Origin of the sequence: Paenibacillus lentus (genome assembly GCF_042714055.1) — a bacterium.
Classification (GTDB): Bacteria; Bacillota; Bacilli; order Paenibacillales; family Paenibacillaceae; genus Fontibacillus; species Fontibacillus lentus_A.
The window spans coordinates 1-18,919 of the sequence record NZ_JBHGVC010000025.1; the positions used below are offsets into that span (position 1 = coordinate 1).

Sequence of the window (18,919 nt, forward strand, 5' to 3'; positions counted from 1 at the left end):
GTAAAGGGAATTGCTATGATAACGCTTGTATCGAGTCATTTCACAGCATCTTGAAAAAAGAACTCATCTACAGAACGAAGTTCAAGACCAAACAACAGGCTTACGAGACCATTTACAGGTACATTGAATTTTTCTACAACCGCAAACGAATCCACAGTTCAATCGGCTATTTGTCGCCGGTTCAATTTGCTGCGCAATTCAAGAAGGAGACGGCATAAACTTTCACTTAATAGGTGTCCACTTTATTGACAGAAGTCCATTCATCCATCTAATTTCAGTATACTGAGGCTATTCCACGAAATAGCTGTATTTAGTGTATCTAAAACATAGCTTTTCAACTTATTGGACCTTAATTTTCATTTCTAACTGTAAGAAATCCAGTTAATGGCACATTCAGCGGTAGGCTGCATCATTTTATTACAAAAAATACAGTTAGTTACGCATTAAAAAGTATCGGTAAAAAAAATCTTCCCAAGATGCTGCTTGGAAAGATCCGAATAAGGTGCATGGTACTCACTATTTAGCCATCAGGCTGTCTATTTCGCCATCATCGTGCTTTTTAGCCATCAGCTGTCTATTTCGCGGTCATCGTGCTATTTAGCCGTCAGCTGTCTATTTCGCCATCATCGTGCTTTTTCGCCGTCTGCTCACTCGCTGCTCGCATGCCTGCGATAAGCTGATGGGGACGTCCCCACATACTTTTTGAATTTGGAATGAAAATAATCGACGTTCGTGTAGCCCACCTTCTCTGCCACCTGATAGACCTTAAACCCTTCCTCAAGATAAAACTTCGCTTTCTCGATCCGTACCTTATCAAGATAGGTATTAAAGTATTCGCCCGTTTCATTCTTAAACAGCTTGCCTAAATAAGCGCTATTATAATTTAAAACGCCTGATAGCGTCTCCAGCTTCAGATTATCGCTGAAATTCCGCTCAATGAGATCGAGCATGATTTTCACCTCACGGTGTTTATCTTTTTGGCCCACATGCGTCATCATCTGCTGCAAGAAGTGATCGGCCTTGTCGTAAAACGCTTGTATGCTTCGCATATGATATATTTCTGTCAGCATATCCGAATATAGCTTGCTTTGCTGCTCCATCTCGGGATACTGCTTAAGCCCTTTGCCCATGACCGAGGTTAAAATTTCCACAAAACGGCGTTTGATATCCGCTTCCGTAAAGCCTTCTTTAATAAAGCTCCGCCCCGTCTGCCTTACCAGCGATTTCACAGCATCCACATTCCCGATATCGACGGCATAATAAATTTGATCCGCAAGGGTTTCAGATGGGAGAACTTCAGAGTAATCTTTCTCATACTCACAATGCGCATCCTCCTGGCACAGCAGTTTCCCATCATCAAGAAAAAAATGCAGCTTCATCAGCTCACGCGCAGCGCAATAGGAATCGGCAATTTCGTCTAGTGAGCTTACCTTCGTACCCAAGGCCACGGTAAACTCTGCCTCCATCCCCCCTATTGCAGCCTGAATTGAGCGATATACACCTTCTCTCTCCACCGCAAGTAGCGGCTCCTTCAGCAGCACCCCTACTTGCCCGTAAAGCTCGAATACCCATCCGCGGTCATGCAGCTCAAAGCTCTCGATTAGCGCTTTTCTAAGCAGAGAGAGCACCGAATCTGCAAGTTCCTCGTGCAAAGCAACTAGCAGCACCTGATAGTTATTCCACAATACTCCCAGCTCTTCGGCTCTCTCCTTTAGCTGACGGCGATCCTCCGATGTATGCTCCGTCTCGGTCAGCAGCATCTGAATCAGCGCTTCTCTCGTCCATTCCTTCGTGACATGCTGCCATTCTTCCGATGCCCGTTCACTCTCGATGGCTATCTTAATCCCATGGAGATACTGCATCAATTCATCTTCATCGACAGGCTTCAGCAGATAGCCGTCCGCCCGGTGAGCTATAGCCTTTTTGGCATAATCAAAATCCGCGTATCCGCTTAGAATTAATATATGAAGCTGGGGATCCTGCTCCCTAAGTCGTTGAATGAGCTGAAGCCCATCCATGCCCGGCATTCTTATATCGGCAATAACTAGCTCCGGACGATAGTTGGCGTATTTCTCCAATGCATCATTTCCGTTAGCCGCCGTATCTACCACTCGGTAACCAAGGGCTTCCCAATCGATAAACGTGCGAAGGCCTTCTCTCAGCTTCGGCTCATCATCCACAATCAGCACATCAATCATCCAGAACCCTCCCCCGGATCGTAAATAGTAGCCCTTTTACAACACAAATAAACTGTCATATCATATAACAGTTATAAGTTAAGCGCTTTCATTAAGCATATACCCAAACTCTTCCTTCTGGCCTACATTTTCCTGTTCATTTGTTGCACTATTTTGATGTTTTGCCAAGTTTTAAAAAGCTGCCCCGCCCGCAGAATTATCTACGGACGGGACAACAGTCATGGAGCGGAAGCACGTATGATTAATGCTTTTCCCTGATCCATACACTCATTTCGCCTTCACCGCGGTTCGCCCAGGCATAGTAAGGTATGAACGTCACTTTCTCTTTTTTCAAGTCAGGTGCCGCCTCTGAGCTATATAGTCCGCCCGGCCAATTTGCCGTATCCTCTCGCAAGCCATCCGCTGCAATGACTACAATGCCGCCTAATCGACCAGCCTCGTATTTCGCCTCTAGGGAGACATCCGCCGGCAGTACGAGCTCATGCAAATTCGCACCGTTATCGGCCTGCTCCAGGCAATAAACGAGCGGCCCACGCTGCAGCGCCACTTTGCCCGCATTTTGGCGTACCAAAGGATGGCTGCGCATACGCTCCACAGGCATATCGAGTATCAATTCTACGGAGTCTCCCGCCTGCCAAGTCCGGGCAATGTGCACATAGCCGTCTTGAACCGTCTGAGCATTCAACGTGTACTCCGCTTCATTGACGAGCAATGCCGCTTTCTTGCACCAGCCGGGGATTCGCAGCGCAAGCGCAAAATTGCCGGGTTCCTGCGGCGTTACTTCAAACGTGATGCGTCCGTCCCACGGGTAATTGGAGGTCTGCTTCACCTTCACGGTGCTGCCGCCGACGCTTAGCTCGGCCTCACCGCCAATGTACAAATTCATATAAATGGTGTCGCCTTGCACCATATAAATGTATTCCCCAAGCGAAGACAACAGGCGGGCAACGTTCGGCGGACAGCAAGCACAGCCGAACCATTCCTGGCGCACCGGCTTGATGTGGTCGAATTTGCGGTTCGCTCCGCCGCAAGACTTCGGATCGACCTCCAACGGATTCACGTAGAAGAAATGCTTGCCGTCCCGCGACATTCCGGCCACGACCGTATTGTACAGGGCACGCTCAAGCACATCCGCATACTCGGCCTTCGGCGAAATTCGCAGCATCCGGTGGGCAAAGAAAATCAGACCGATCGAGGCGCATGTCTCCGCATATGCAGTGTCATTGGGCAAATCATAATCGAACGAGAATGCTTCCCCTTGCGGCATCGAGCCGATGGCACCAGTAATGTACATTTGCCGCGAAACAATGTTGTCCCATAACCGCTCGCAGGCTGCCAGAAGCGATTCATCCTTCGTCTCGGCAGCGATATCAGCCATCCCCGTCAGCATATAAACCTCGCGCACGGCGTGGCCGACCGCCTTCTCCTGCTCTTTTACAGGCGCATGCGACTGAGTGTGCTCCAGATCAAGCGTATGATCGATTCCCGTCCAATGGCTCTCTCCCCCACGTTCCTTCAGCTGCATTTCATAGAAGTTAGGCTTCTGTCCACGCTGCTCCACAAAATACTGTCCTAGCCGCAAATAGCGCTCATTTCCGGTTGTGTGATAGAGCTTGACGAGAGCCAGCTTGATTTCCTGATGTCCGTCATAGCCTTGCAGCTTCCCGGGCTCCGCACCGAATACCGAGTCAATATGATCCGCAAAGCGGGACACGACGTCAAGCAGCTTTCTTTTTCCCGTGGCCTGATAATAAGCTACCCCCGCCTCGATCATATGGCCTGCGCAATAGAGCTCATGGCATTCAGCTAAATTGCTCCATCTTCGCCCCGGTTCCTTGAGCGTATAGTAAGTATTGAGATATCCGTCCTCATGCTGGGCTTTGGCGATGATCTCGATCACTTCGTCAGCCGTTCTCTCCAGCTCGGGATCCGGCTGTGATTCCAGCAAATAGGATACGGCCTCCAGCCATTTGGCCACATCACTGTCCTGAAACACCATGCCGTAAAATTCGCCCTCCTCAAGTCCAGCGGCAATCTTGAAGTTGCGAATAGCCCCGCTTGGCTCGGCAGCTTCGATGCGGTCATTCAGCGCATCCCATTGGTAAGGAACTACAACGCTGCGCACCAGATCAATATAATAACTCCAAAAGTCGTCCTTAATTTTTACTTTGTTAAGCGGCACTCTTGCGACATGCTCAAATGGTATCGATTTGCTCATGCTGAAGAATCCTCCTTCTTATTTTCGAAATATCATACTGACACCTTTGATTCTATCCGATATAATCAATAAATAATACGAATGCAACCAACCTATTATTTATAATATTTCACACTCGAATATTCTCAGATCCACTCAGTAAAAAAGGAGGATTCTTGTGATAAAGGCTACAGAAATTGTCCATTTCCCCGCCCCGCCGGCGCCTTATTATTTGGAGTGCGGCTACACCGCCTATGCTCCTGGCGATGAGCATCCGAATCGACGTAATATGGGAAAGTTCGATCTCATTATGATGAAGTCCGGCACGCTGTTTATCGGCGAAGAGGATCAGAAATGGGCGCTAACCGCCGGACAATCCCTGCTGCTGCTTCCCAATCGTTATCATTATTCCATTCAGCCCTGCGAGGAAGAGACGACTTTTTACTGGGTTCATTTCCATTCGGTATGCGCCTGGGCAGAATTCCCTGCCGACCAGCAGCTTGCTCCCGTTCCCCAGTCGGAAGAACACTACCGAACGTTTCTGACCTCCCCCTATTACATTCAACTGCCGAAAATGTGGGACATGCCTTACCCCGAACGAACCCATCAGCTCATTGAGAAGCTGCTGCAGCTGCCTGGTATACGTCAATCCAGCGCCTACTGGACGCAGCAGCAGACGTTCGAGGAATTGCTGCGAATGATGGATTTACGGCAGCTTGAGCAATATGTCTCGCCAGTTGTCGCCGTAGCCGAGAAGACAGAAGCCTTCATCAAGAACAACTACAGGACGGAGCTGACGAGCGAGGATATGTCCGCAGCGCTGCATTATCACTATAACTACATTACCCGGTGCATGAAGCAGGTCTACGGGATGACGCCCAATGACTACTTGCAGCATTACCGGCTGGAGCAGGCCAAGCTATTGCTGCTGAAAACCGAATGGCCTATAGCGGAAATCGCCAAATACATCGGCTTCAAGAGCACGCCCTATTTCTCCAACCGATTCACCCTCAAAAACGGCTGCTCTCCGCAGCAGTTTCGCAAGCAATATTCCAAATAGTTTGCTGCTTCCGTAATACTCCAAGGTTAAATTAGCGAATGAACCAAAGACCTGATCGCAAAATGCGAATCAGCTCTTCGTCTATGGAGAATTATACCGATATTTACTTACGAGCCAGCGCCGCTACTTCATCCGCCGTAATCGCTCCTTTGTAGATATGCAGCTCGTCGATCATGCCCTTGAACGGTGTATCCCACCAGTTCACGCCCAGGCTGAAGGTTCCCTGTTCATCCAGGAACACATCCGGGAATCCGGTACCTGTAAATTTCGCTTCTCCGTTCACATAAACGATTATATTGCCTTTGTTAACGGTGAACACAAAATGCGTCCACTCTCTAGGCATGGTCTGCACGCCAGTTCCGGCATCATACCAATCCGATCCCGACCACAGCATGGAGCTGTTGCCAACACCGTCATGGCCTTTCGGCTGAAAACTGATCCAGCTGTCGCTGGTCTGAGCTCCGAAGAAGGCTGGCGTGTAGGCTTCAAGCTGGTCCCCATACACCCACATTGTCACCGAATAACTGTTGCTAGAAATCAATCCTTTGGGAAGTAGAACCCCTGAAGCGCCATCGAAGACGGCTGCCTTTCCAGACACACCAGACTCATAATCAATAGTTCCTCCAGTTGGCGAGCCAATTTTGTCTCCAATGACAGTCCCTGCTCCAAAGCTGCCCGCCGTATCCAGCAGGTTATCCTCAAAGGAGAATTTAGCGACTAATTCAGGAGCAATCTCTTCCTGATCAGGCTGATACTCCGTCGACAGCTTGGTCACTAATTCGGCTGTAATTGGCACGTCATAAATCCGCACCTCATCCATCATGCCTTTGAATGGAATATCCCACCAGTTCACGCCTAATCCGAACGTTCCCTGCTCATGCGTAAAGACGTCCGGGAATCCGCTGCCTGAAAACTTTTGCACCCCATCGACAAAAACTTTCACCGTTCCGTTATCTACGGTAAAGGCTACATGATGCCATTCTTTAGCCCGGATTCTAGAGCCGGTCGTCGCATCATACCATGCCTCGCCCGACCACAGCATTGTATTGTTATCCCAGGATTGCGGTACAAGGCTGATCCAGCTGTCATTTGCTTTTGCTCCAAAGAAGCTGGTAGAGAACTGTGTATGCTGCTCAACATTCAACCACATGGATACCGAGTAACGGTCGCTAGAAATCAATCCATCCGGCATTTTAATGCCCGAATTTCCGTCGAACACGGCAGCTTTCCCCGTTACTCCATCGCTGAATGATATGCTTCCTCCCGTGTTGTCGATCCGGTTGCCCGTGACCGTACCTGTGCCGAAATTACCGCTGGCATCGCTCAAATCCCCTTCAAAAGAATACTGGGCAACCAGGCCATACGCCGGATCGATCGGCACCACTACAATGGAGAATGCTTTGGTTGCCGTCGCCGTCCCTTTTGTAATCGTCGCCGTAAGCGTAGCTGTCAAATTCGGTTCGCCGATTTCCGGCGGAGAGATAACCCCCTTGTCGGAAATGACACTCTCATCCGAGGTTTTCCATGAAATAACAGTGCCGCGCGCTCCTTTCAAAGGAAGCGTCAAATGAGTCATAACCCTGCTCGTGTCGCCAAGCTCCAATGCTTGTTGCACATCCGCTACGATCTGTTCATCCGTTCTGTCCGGCTGCCGGATTCCCCAAATCGTTTCTCCCGCAGAAGAAATGGCGGTAAAGGTCATCGTTTCACGCTCTAAAGTCGTATCCCACTGGCGCACGAACACTCCGTCGTAAACGACTCCATCCACCGTGATGACTGCTTGGTGCTCATTCTGCAAATCCCATGTCCCCGTAACATCGCCCGCAATCGTCTTGTCCTCGTTCAATTGGACATTCACGGCACTTACGATCTTGCCCGAATAAGCCAGCTCATGGTTGACGAATTTATAATCGCCGATCATTTCATTTGCGCTCACAGCTTGAACCGTCTCCCCGGCATAACGCTCTGGAGCGACCACAAGCCAGCCGTCCTTGTTCATAAACATTTGATGTACGCGAAGCTCATGAGCCTCACCTCTTTGCGGAAAGCGCGTGTGGAAGAAGAGAAAATACTTTCCTGTCTCCTCCTCGTAATATACCGAGTTATGACCAGGCGATGCATAGCCATGGCCGATTCCCGTTCCCGGCTCTCCCACCTCCCGTTCAAACAGGAAATTGCCGATCATTTTAATGCCATACGGAGAATTATCGGTATTGCCCGGCAGAACCGCATTGTGTCCTGCTGCGTCCAGATATGGGCCGTCCGGCTCCGTCGATCTGAACAGTCTCATGTTATAGCCGCCATCCGCGCCCAGCCAGCCGTAGGTTACATTCAAAAAATAGTAGCCTGATCTCTCGTCATAAACAATATAGGGGCCTTCTCCTGATTTCGTATATCCGCCGGCAATTTTGGTACCGAAATAGCGGTCAACGAGTCGGCCGTCCGTTGTCGTCTCATCCTGCCCCGGATAGATCGCTTGACCCGTCTGCGGATCAAGCTCAAGAACGAAGATTCCGCCGGACCAGGAGCCATACGTCATCCAAAGCCTTCCGTCTTTATCGGTAAACAATGTCGCATCGATCGCATTCGGATACATGCTGTTGTTGTAAGAGCCGTTGCTGCTAAACCAATTTGTGCTGACCTCCGATAAGGTGCCCTTATCAATCAGTGCCTGGATATTCGTATTGCTCCATTTCTTATTGACTAGACTATCGGCATCATAAGCGTCATTTATCGTAAAGCCGGAATATACGATCGTATCCACATATTGATAAGGGCCTTCGATATTTTGAGATACAGCGTAGCCAATAGCTGAACGGATATACGTCGAGGATGCGCTGTAATACATCATATAAGCGCCCGTAGTTCCGTCCTCATTTACATAATGCTCATTCCAGATTACGTCCGGCGCCCAAACGGCGAAACCGCCTTTGCTGTCGGAATCATTCTCCCCCGCCCAGGCAAACGAGCCCGCTAAATTTTGGGACAGATCTCCGAACAGCACGTTATTCGGCGTCTCGTACCCATTCGTAAACCGAGTCCAGTTCATGAAATCGGTGGACTTGGCCGCCTCAATATGGGAGCCGAACACATAATAGGTGCTGCCATCCTTGATAATCGACGGGTCATGCACCGATACTTCCGTGAACGTCGGTTTTTCCCCCGGCTCAGGATTTGGAGACGGGTTCGGCGAAGGATTCGGGCTTGGCGACGGGCTGGAGCCCGATGAGGAACTTGAGGCGGAACCCGGCGATGGACTCTTGTTTCCGTTTCCGGACGACGCCCCCTCGTCTCGAACAAGTCTCTTGTCACTCGAAAGAATCTTCCCTTTGCCGCTAACCGAGATCGGCTTATCGATATGAATGACTACCTCCTCGATAACGCTGCCTTCCTGGACGTTCAAAGCGGCCTGCTGGTGAAAAACCAGCTTCTTGATCAAGCCTCTTAACAAGCTAATGTCAGGTACTGACAAGGCATGAACCTCAACCTCATCAAATTCTCCAGCCAGTTGGATCTTTGAATGATCCGCTAAAGCTTCATCCAGGATCACTAGCATGAATCCCTTGGCCCCATCCACTAGCACCTCTTCCTCTAGCTTGACGCCGGACAAAGCAACGACCTGCTGAACCTCCGTATTGCCCTTGGCTGCCAATTTGATTTGGCCGTTCCGCCTGTTTACAAGAACTTGACGGATTTTAGAATCCATCAAAGTGATCGTACTCTCCCCGCCCATCGAAACGTACACATTACCCTGTACCTTCACGTTATCTAGCGTCACATCACCCTCGGCAATTCCTCCCGTCAAATACAAATTGCCCTGGATCGTTACATCCTTCAAGACCACATCGGCACGATTGATGACCGCATTCCGATACGAGCCGCCAGAATACGTGCCTGCCTGATTAAAAACCTCGCCGGACAGCTTGCTCAGCATAATCAAAGCTTCGGCTCTCTTCATAGGATTGCTGCCTCTAAAGGTATGGTCGGGATAACCGCTCACATATCCTTCGTTCAGCAGGGCAGCCACCGCCGTTTTGCTCCAGCCAGGAATCTCGCCTGCGTCCTGCAGCTGAACCGTACCAGGGACGGTTTGCTTCAATTCAAACGCTTTTGCGAGCACAACCGCCGCCTCTTGTCTTGTAATTAAGGCACCAGGACGAACCGTTCCATCCTCGTACCCGTTGAGATACCCCGCTGAAACCGCTTTCTGAAATTCTGAATAATAAGGATTTCCCGAGCTTATATCCGCAAAAGCAATCTCTTTCCATGCCGTAAACTGAAATACATTATTGATTAGGGTAACGAAGTCGGCTCTCGTAATCGCCTGGTTCGGCTTAAAAACCCCGCTGCCATAGCCATGAATCAGCCCTTTTTGCTGCCAGGCGGCAAACTGCCCCTCCGCCCAATGACCTTTTACATCGCTCTCCGATCCTACAAAAGAACTGCTGCCATCAGCAAATGTCGTGGCGGGCATAAGCATAGCCAAGGTCAGTATCATAGCCAGCAGCTTGTTAAATGTTCGCTTCAAATTAAATTTCCCCCTGTCAAAGTATTTTTCCCGAGCATAACAGTTTGTGGTAACCGCAACACAGCTTGTAAAACAAGAAAAACCGACAGCGTGCCAGATTCTAAGAATACTTCATCTCGCTGTCGGTTCTCTTTTGGTTACAAAGGATAGTTTATCTGCAGCCGCTATGAGCGTTGCTCTACGGCAATCGTAACTACAGACATGGCCGGCAGCTTAATCGCCAGCTTGCTGCCCTGCACGGAAGCCCCGGTGAACTCCGCCGGCTTGACGACATCCGGCTGCTCGAAGGTATTGTGGGCATTCATCTTGTCGGCCGTGATGATGCTTCCGGATACCTTTGCACCGACAGCATCGATACCGCGCAGCTCTACATCGAGCACAGCCTCCTGCTGGTGGTCGATATTGCATAAGCTGATATGGATTTTTCCAGAGGCATCTCTCGAAGCGGATACCGTCACCTGAGGCAGCTTCTCGCCATTGTATTCGTACTCGCCGAAGGTGGAGTCAACGGCCAGCAGCTCGGCGTCCTGATGGACTTTGTACATGTCGAATACATGATAGGTCGGCGTCAGGATCATTTTCTCGCCTTCCGTAAGGATCATTGCCTGAAGCACGTTCACGGTCTGGGCAATGTTCGTCATTTGCACGCGCTCGCAGTGGTTGTGGAAAATGTTGAAATGCAGGCCCGCTACCAGTGCATCCCGAATCGTGTTCTGCTGATACAGGAAGCCCGGATTCGTTCCCGGCTCCACATCGAACCACGTGCCCCATTCATCGATGATCATGCCTACGCGTTTGTCCGGATCGTACTTATCCATAATCGTGCTGTGCTTCGAAATCAATTCATCCATATGAAGAGCTCTCTTCATCGTGATAAACCATTCATCCTCAGGGAAATTAACGGCTGAGCCTTTGCCCAGCCAGAAGTCGCCAGGGATCGTATAATAGTGCAGGCTTAAGCCGTCCATGAGCCAGCCCGCATTCTTCATTAGCACTTCCGTCCAGTTGAAATCGTCTACGTTCGCACCGCCGGCAATTTTATAAATTTTGTTCTCTCCATAATTGCGCACATAGGTTTGATAACGGCGGTATAAATCAGCGTAATACTCCGGGCGCATATTTCCGCCGCAGCCCCAGTTCTCGTTGCCCACGCCAAAATATTTCAGCTTCCACGGCTCTTCCCTGCCGTTTTCGCGTCTCCAGTTCGCCATCGGAGATTCGCCGTCAAAGGTCATGTATTCAACCCACTCCGACATCTCCTGAACGGTTCCGCTTCCCACGTTTCCACAAATATACGGCTCGCATTCCAGCAGCTCGCAGAGCAGCATGAATTCGTGGGTTCCGAAATGATTGTTCTCGACTACGCCGCCCCAATGGGTATTGACCATGCGTTTGCGGTTTTCCCTAGGGCCGACGCCGTCCTTCCAATGATATTCATCGGCAAAGCAGCCTCCCGGCCAGCGCAGCACCGGAATTTTGATGTGCTTTAGCGCCTGAAGCACATCATTCCGAATCCCCTTTGTATTCGGGATCGGGGAATCCTCCCCGACCCAAATCCCTTCGTAAATGCATCTGCCAAGATGCTCCGAAAAATGGCCATAAATGTTCTTATTGATTTTTCCTTTGCGAATATCCGCGTTGACGATCACATTATTCTTCAAAGCGATGCCCTCCAGATCATTGATCATTATCTAAGCCAATCAGCAGTCCATCAACCGTTCCACAGCAGCAATCGAATCTGTTACCGTGTTCGCTGCGCGTCCGGCACGGGCTCTCCGAAGTTCGGCGTCCCGTCTTCGTTCCAATGGAAAATCTGGGCGCGCGTATGCCGGTTTGGATCATACAGTGGATCACCTGTAATCTCCTTATAATTACGGGCATGATAAATAATGACGTCCTGGCCGTCCTCCGTAACCGTAAAGCTGTTATGGCCCGGGCCGTATTGTCCGTTCTCCACATTCGTCTGGAAGACGGGAACCGGGGATTTCGACCAGGATTTCGGATCCAGAAGATCCGCAGCTTCGTCCGCATACAGAAGCCCCATGCAGTAATTGTGATCCGTGGCGCTCGCCGAATAGCTCATGAAAATTTTCCCGTTGCGCTTTAAGACGGCAGCTCCTTCATTTACTTTGAAGCCAATAATTTCCCAATCAAACTCCGGGGTCGAAATCATCGCTTGCTCCCCCGTCAGCGTCCAGGGATTACTCATCTTGGAAATGTACATATTCGAATTGCCTTCAATGTCCGGATCCTTCTGCGCCCAGACATAATACAGCTCACCGCGGTGCTCGAATACGGTTGCGTCCAGAGCAAATGACTCCCAGCGGGTACGAACCTGCCCCTTTTCGACCCAAGTGCCTTCCAGCGGATTAGCCGAGCTGTTCTCAAGCACGTACATCCGATGGTCAAACAGGCCGTCCTTCGTCTCCGTCGTTCGGGCAGCAGCGAAGTAGATATACCATTTTCCCTGAATATAATGAATTTCTGGAGCCCAAATGTTAGCGCTCAGCGGGCCCGTCTCATATTTTCGCCAGGCCACTACAGGTTCAGCCTCTCCTAGTCCTTGAATGGTTAAGGATCTGCGAACTTCGATACGATCGTACTCCGGGACGGAAGCCGTAAAGTAATAGTATCCGTCGCTATGTCGATAAATCCAAGGGTCTGCTCTTTGTTCCACAATTGGATTTATAAATTCCTGATTAGTCGTCATTCTGGTTTCTCCTTTTGACAATCATATTATTTAAACCCGGGGCAAGCTCAGCTCTCTTTACGGCCCTTTTGCTTGCCCCAGATTGAAATTCCACGTTCATCCAATCCAGTAAATACAAGGGTTTGAACTCCTTTTTCCCAATCCCAGGAAGGTAGCAACTGAACAATGGCCTTCCGTCCTTCGCCTTCAGGGACATCATTCCAGGTCAGGGTCAGCGTCCTCCGTCCATCGAATGTCCAGGTTCCCTGCCCTCGGCTGCCTTCCAGCTTCCCATCAGGATGCAGGTCAAGAGCGTCGGACTCAATCATTCCGTCCATAAACGGATCGATCTCTATGCGTTCCCATTTCCCGGCAATCAGTGCTTCCGGTATATCCTGCTCGTTCTCCCCGGCATACCTCTCTGGCGAAACGACTGGCCACCCGTCCTCCGTCCATAGGATTTTGCGAATATGAAGATACGACCAATGCTTATCCACCTCTCCGCGTGCATGGTGAACGATATAATAATCGTCGCCGTCCTTGAGGACGGAGTTGTGGCCCGGTGCGACCCAGCCTTCATCCTCCCCGAATTTGTAGCCGCCCAGCACTTTATTGCCGACCTCGTACTGCGGCTGGAATTCCGTATCCGTCATTTCCCGGCCGTTATAATCCACATAGGGCCCTGTTATGGAATCCGAGCGAGCTACCCGTACGTTGTAATCTTCGAATAAAGAATCATAAGAAACGAACAAATAATATTTCTTGAACTTCTCGTTGTAGATGATGTAGGGGCCTTCCATCGCTCCGTCCTCGCTCACCGGATCTCTAGCGGCTATTTTTGTGCCGAACCCTTCTTCACTTGGCTTCCCTGTGGCTTGATCAAGCTCAATGATATGAATTCCGCCAAAAAACGATCCATAAACCATCCACATCCGGCCTTCGGTATCCGTAATAATGTTGGGATCGATAGCGTTGAGCACATCTTCGCCTCTCGTTTTGAGCACGGCACCCTGATCCGACCATGGGCCTTCTATGGATTTGGAAGTCGCCAGGCCAATCATGGATTGCCTGCTGCCAAATGTGGAAGCCGAGTAATAGAGCCGGAATTCATCACCGTGCTTAATGACGTCGGGCGCCCAAAGATTGACGGCATTCGACCAGGCTCCGGCTTCCTCCGGAATGCCCGGCAGCGCATAACCAACCCATTGCCAGTGAATAAGATCTTCGGATTTTCGCACCATCACTCCTGGCTTCGGCTCTCCGCCGACCTTGACGTCCGTCGAGAATACATAGTAGCCGTCTTCGGTCTTAATAATGCCGGGATCGTGGGCATTGTTGGTCGTCCACTTCTGTTCGGCGTGAAGCACAGACGCGTCGTACATGGCCGTTACCCCCGGGGGATCGGGAAATATCGGCTGCGGCGTTCCTTTCCCCGAGCAACCCGCCAAGCCGATTAGCATCAATATGGACATTCCTGACAGCACCGCCTTTTTTAAAAATTTCAAGTTATTCACCGTCCTGCAGTCTCGCTTATCCTTTCACTCCAGAAATTGCGACAGACTCGATAATTTGTTTCTGGAACACAAGGAATATGATGAGGACTGGCAAGAGAGCGATAACGGAAGCCGCCATAATCAGCGGATAGTCCGTCTGTATGGCATACGTCGCATTAAAGTTCGCAATAACAAGCTGCAGCGTCATTTTTTCCGGAGAGTTCAAATAAATGATCGGTGCCAAATAGTCGTTCCAGATGCCCATGAACCATAAAATAAGCTGAGCGGCCACAGCCGGCTTGATCAGTGGAAACGTAATGACCGAGAACAGCCTGAAGTAAGAGCTGCCATCGATTTTTGCCGCTTCAATCACCTCATTCGGGATACTGATCAAATATTGACGCAGGAAGAAAATCATGACGATGTTGCCGAATAAGCCAGGTACGATGAGCGGAAGTAAGGTATCGATCCACCCGATTTTAGAGAACATCATAAATTGCGGAATCATTACCGCAGGATATGGAATCATCATGGCCGAAAGCAGCATGAGAAAAATTTGGTTCTTGCCCGGAAATCTAAGCTTAGCGAATGAGAATGCAGCCAAGCTTGAAGTAAACGTACCGACAACGGTTACCGAGATCGCGATGATCACGCTATTTTTAATCCCGCTAAGCAAGGGACCCGCTTCCCAAATTTCTAAGTATTTTCCCCATTGCGGATTTTGGGGTATCCATACCGGAGGCAAAGCAAATACGTCCATCTTCTGTTTGACAGAAGTAGATATCATCCATAGGAGCGGCGCAATCATAAAGATGGCCCCGATCAGCAATACGATGAAAATGATCGTGTTCGTCAGTTTGAGTCTAGTCGAATGAGACATATTCATATTCTCTCCTTTCCCTTATGCTCAAATATCAAAGGATGATTTTTCGTTCATTTTGAATTGAATCAGGGTCACAATAAATATGAATATGCCCAGAACGACGGCCATTGCGGAGGCGTAACCCATTTGCAGGTTACTAAAGGCCTTTTGCCAGATATAGAACACGACCGAAGCCGATGAATATTCCGGCCCCCCTGTAGATGTCATAATGTTAATTTCCGTGAAAATTTGCGAGCCGCCGATAATATTCGTTACCACGATGAAAAAGGTCACCGGCTTAACCATCGGCCATGTGATATGACGGAAGGCTGCGAAGCCGTTCGCGCCGTCGAGTTCAGCCGCTTCATAGTAGGAGCGCGGAACACTTTGCAATGCGGCCAAATACAGGAGCATCGTATAGCCTAAGCCTTTCCACACCGTCATCAAAATGAGAGCGGGCTTGACCGTATGCTTGTTCATCAGCCAGTTAGGCCCTTTGATGCCGAACAGCTCCAGGAATTGGTTCACGAGTCCATAGTCGCCGTTGAACGCCCAGCTCCACATAATCGAAATCGCGGCCAAAGAAGAAATGACCGGAACATAATAAATAACCCGGAACGTCGTAGTCCCTGGTATGCCCCGATTCAATCCTAGAGCAAGCAGCAGGGCTAGGAGGATACCGATCGGAATGCCGATCATCATGAAAATCGTATTGAAGCTGGCCTTGTGGAACAGTTCATCCGTAAGCAGTTCCTTAAAGTTGCTTAGTCCTAAAAAATTCATCTGCCCCAAGCCGTCCCAATCCGTAAACGAACCGTAGAATGAATACGCCACGGGGAACAAGGTAAATAGCAGGAAGCCTAGAATAGGAGGAGAGACGTACAGCAATCCGTATAACTTTTCTTTTCGATAGAGATTTGATTTGGTTTTCATGTGGTTCACCTCTATTTCGGATACCAGAAATAAAATGATGCTAGCCCCTTTGTATAGTAACCTCAGTGACTAGCATCATTTTGCATACTGGATTAATACAATACTAAACTTGCAGATTCTTTATTTTTTCTTTGATTTTTGCTCCTGTTCGATTGCTTTATCCAGCAATTTTTGCATCTTCGGCTGTTCCTGCTTTACATATTCCGCAGCCGTGATTTTGCCATCAAGCACAGGTTGAATATCCGTAAAGAATAGGTTGTACCATTCCGCATTATAAGTGTAGTGACCTGGCAGCACTCTGCCGTACTCTCCTACGATATCAAGGAATTCCTTCTTGTTCGCTGGTTTGCTTGACGTATCTGCTGCCCATTCTTCAGCCATATCGATCAAGTTCGGAATTTGCACCTTCGCATTAACCAGCATTTCCATGCCTTCTTTGGAAGCCGTCAAATAATTCACTAGAGCCACTGCTTCTTCTGGATATTTCGTTTTCTCGGATACGCCGATTCCCAGCGATCCAATCCATGTGGCCGACTTGCCTGTTGAACCTGCCGGATAAGGCATCAAATCATAATCGAATGGCAATGACTCGTAAGTACTCATATCCCAAGGGCCTACCGGGAAGAAGGCCAGCTCGCCTTTCATCCAACGCTGGTAGGTATCCAATGTTTGCGCATCTTCAGCGGAAGGCGTAATTTTATGAACATTTTGCATGTCAGCGAAGAACTGCAGCGCTTCCACAAATTTCGGATCATCAATCGTAACTTTGGTTTTTGTCTCATCAATCCAGTCCGCACCGTTGCTCCAGACTAACGATTGCAATACCCAGTTCACGTTGAAACCCGTTCCGTATTGATCAATTTTCCCGTCCCCGTTTGTATCCTTCGTCAGCTTCTTATTCACATCGATGAATTCATCCCAGGTCATAGGCACGTCATTGTCCGGCAGAGGGATTCCCTCTTGTTCAAACATTGTCTTGTTATAGCCCAAAGCGAATGGCCCGACGTCCTTCGGCATGCCATAAATATCGCCTTGTCCAGCCATTTCACCATCATAGCGGTATAAGTCAACACCATATTTCCAAATGTTATCGAGGTCGATATCCTCGCTGTAGTTCAAGTAAGGCGTAAGGTTCATAAGAATGCCACTGTTCACGTAGGCTTTTAAATCGCCCGATTCAAAGTAGAATACATCAGGCACCTTATTTCCTGTAATCGCTGCTTTCAGCTTTGTGGCATATTGGTCTGCCGCCGTTACCACCATTTTTACTTTTACGCCAGGATGATCCTCTTCAAATTTTTTTACGACCTCTGTATAAGCTTTCTGTTCGTCAGTACCTCCACGGTACATGAATGTCAGCTCTTTCGTCTCTGAGGATTTCCCGGCACCCCCGTTGCTGTTCCCTGCTTCACTATTCCCTTTGTCTCCGCAGCCTGCCAACACGGTTGAGAGAATGAAAATGAGTGAAACGAGCGTAAACCAACTTTTTTTCTTGACCACTATAACCCCTCCTAATGAATATTGATTTAACACTATATCGAAATATAAATGTTAACCCTACGCAAATTTCAATTAAACATAAAACAATTTCAAAATACTTGAATGAATCCGTTTGCAATTATAAAATAACATATAGAAAACTCAATGTAAACATATTTATATAAATCTTTTCATGTTTATATGAAATTATTTTATCCATTCTCCACAATGAAGTTATAAAGATAACATTTTGTCGATTTATAGTTTTTTATCTTTAAATAAGATTCACAATAATCTAAAACAGTCATGTGTTATTATGTAAATATTTGTGATATATTGTATTAATATTACATTATTCAATTAATTGCTTTCATTTTCAGAAATGTTGGTTTATAATTATTTGAAACAAACGGAAATGAAATTACTTTTTTTCGGAGGCTGGTACGGTAGATGATCTATATTAAAGATCTAATGAGTGGGATCGATATATTCAAAGCGTTGGGCTCGGAGATTCGAATTCAAATTCTTGAGCTGCTGGCGAACAATCAATCCTTGAACCTGAACGATCTGGCTAACAAGCTCAATCTAAGCAACGGCGCCATCACGATGCACATTCGGAAGCTCGAGGAAAGCGGGCTCATTGAAATCAATACGACGGTAGGCAAGCACGGAATTCAGAAAATTTGTTATTTGAACAAAGACAAGCTCATGGTCGATTTGCGCAGCAAGGATGTAGAAAATTTATACGAGGTCGAAATTCAGGTTGGGCACTACAGCGATTATCAAGCGGTTCCTACCTGTGGATTAGCGACGAAGGACAGCATCATCGGCGATTTTGACGACCCTCGATATTTCGCCGATCCGCAGCGTATCGATTCGGAAATCATTTGGCTTGCCGACGGGTTTCTGGAATACCGGATTCCTAACTATTTAAAACCGAATCAGACGTTCCGCGAAATTCAGTTCTCCATGGAGCTAAGTTCGGAGGCCCCTGGCTTCAACGATAATTATCCGTCTGACATTTTCTTCTATGTCAACGGCATCGAAATCGGCTCCTGGACAAGTCCTGGAGATTTCGGGGATGCCCGGGGAACCTTTAACCCCGACTGGTGGCCGCCCCACTTGAATCAGTACGGCATGCTCAAGCTGATCCGCATCAATCAGGAAGGCAGCTTTATTGACGGATGCCGCATTTCAGATGTCACGATCGATCAAATCAAGCTGGATTACAAGAGTGAACTGACCTTTAGAATCGCGGTTACCGACAAACCGGTCAACAAAAGAGGCCTGACGATTTATGGCAAGCATTTCGGCAACTACAGCCAGGATCTGCTCGCTCGGGTGCTGTACGATGTTCATGAGATCGAGAATAAAGAATCCAAGTCCAGCAAAGAGAACAAGCAAGCAAACGAGGCGGTAGAGCTCGCGGCAAAGGAGTAAATGCAGGAATTACATTGGCTTCCATATACGCAAAAGGCAA

The 18,919-nt window shown here is 48.6% G+C and carries 12 protein-coding genes; 3 read left to right on the forward strand and 9 right to left on the reverse strand.

All coding sequences use genetic code 11. The annotated features are described in order from the left end of the window. A partial coding sequence (locus ACE3MQ_RS26960; protein WP_379398660.1) for an IS3 family transposase occupies positions 1-218 on the forward strand: 218 nt, incomplete at its 5' end. A gap of 429 nt (positions 219-647) precedes the next feature. On the opposite strand, the gene ACE3MQ_RS26965 is transcribed toward ACE3MQ_RS26960, so the two are convergent. Then, positions 648-2,198, reverse strand: a complete 1,551-nt coding sequence (locus tag ACE3MQ_RS26965; RefSeq protein ID WP_379398662.1) for a response regulator — start codon at positions 2,196-2,198, stop codon at positions 648-650. A 241-nt stretch (positions 2,199-2,439) separates the two neighbouring features. Then, complete coding sequence (locus ACE3MQ_RS26970; protein ID WP_379398664.1) at positions 2,440-4,416, reverse strand: glycoside hydrolase family 127 protein; 1,977 nt, start codon at positions 4,414-4,416, stop codon at positions 2,440-2,442. A gap of 157 nt (positions 4,417-4,573) precedes the next feature. Here ACE3MQ_RS26970 and ACE3MQ_RS26975 point away from each other — a divergent pair, with 157 nt between their 5' ends. Beyond that, a complete protein-coding gene (locus tag ACE3MQ_RS26975; RefSeq protein WP_379398666.1) occupies positions 4,574-5,455 on the forward strand; it encodes a helix-turn-helix domain-containing protein in 882 nt (293 codons plus the stop codon). Positions 5,456-5,558: 103 nt separating this feature from the next. On the opposite strand, the gene ACE3MQ_RS26980 is transcribed toward ACE3MQ_RS26975, so the two are convergent. From ACE3MQ_RS26980 to ACE3MQ_RS27010, 7 genes are all read right to left on the reverse strand, one after another. Then, positions 5,559-9,983 (reverse strand): LamG-like jellyroll fold domain-containing protein, encoded by a 4,425-nt coding sequence (locus ACE3MQ_RS26980; RefSeq protein ID WP_379398668.1) that lies wholly within the window; start codon positions 9,981-9,983, stop codon positions 5,559-5,561. A gap of 164 nt (positions 9,984-10,147) precedes the next feature. Then, positions 10,148-11,644 carry an alpha-N-arabinofuranosidase gene (locus ACE3MQ_RS26985; RefSeq protein WP_379398670.1) on the reverse strand — a complete coding sequence of 499 codons (1,497 nt, stop codon included), beginning with the start codon at positions 11,642-11,644 and terminating at the stop codon, positions 10,148-10,150. 80 nt (positions 11,645-11,724) lie between these two features. After that, entirely contained in the window at positions 11,725-12,693 is a 969-nt protein-coding gene (locus ACE3MQ_RS26990) for a glycoside hydrolase family 43 protein (protein WP_379398672.1), read from the reverse strand. A 47-nt stretch (positions 12,694-12,740) separates the two neighbouring features. Continuing rightward, positions 12,741-14,144 carry an arabinan endo-1,5-alpha-L-arabinosidase gene (locus ACE3MQ_RS26995; RefSeq protein WP_379398700.1) on the reverse strand — a complete coding sequence of 468 codons (1,404 nt, stop codon included), beginning with the start codon at positions 14,142-14,144 and terminating at the stop codon, positions 12,741-12,743. 58 nt (positions 14,145-14,202) lie between these two features. Then, the gene (locus ACE3MQ_RS27000) at positions 14,203-15,045 is read right to left on the reverse strand and encodes a carbohydrate ABC transporter permease (RefSeq protein WP_379398674.1); all 843 of its coding nucleotides are present in this window, start codon (positions 15,043-15,045) and stop codon (positions 14,203-14,205) included. A gap of 27 nt (positions 15,046-15,072) precedes the next feature. After that, positions 15,073-15,960: a carbohydrate ABC transporter permease gene (locus ACE3MQ_RS27005; RefSeq protein ID WP_379398676.1), complete on the reverse strand. Its 888-nt coding sequence runs from the start codon at positions 15,958-15,960 to the stop codon at positions 15,073-15,075. 120 nt (positions 15,961-16,080) lie between these two features. Continuing rightward, positions 16,081-17,460, reverse strand: coding sequence for an ABC transporter substrate-binding protein (locus tag ACE3MQ_RS27010; protein ID WP_379398678.1), 1,380 nt, complete (start codon positions 17,458-17,460; stop codon positions 16,081-16,083). Between the two features lie 429 nt (positions 17,461-17,889). Between ACE3MQ_RS27010 and ACE3MQ_RS27015 the strand changes: the two genes are divergently transcribed. Then, complete coding sequence (locus tag ACE3MQ_RS27015; RefSeq protein ID WP_379398680.1) at positions 17,890-18,879, forward strand: ArsR/SmtB family transcription factor; 990 nt, start codon at positions 17,890-17,892, stop codon at positions 18,877-18,879. The last annotated feature ends 40 nt before the right edge of the window (positions 18,880-18,919 follow it).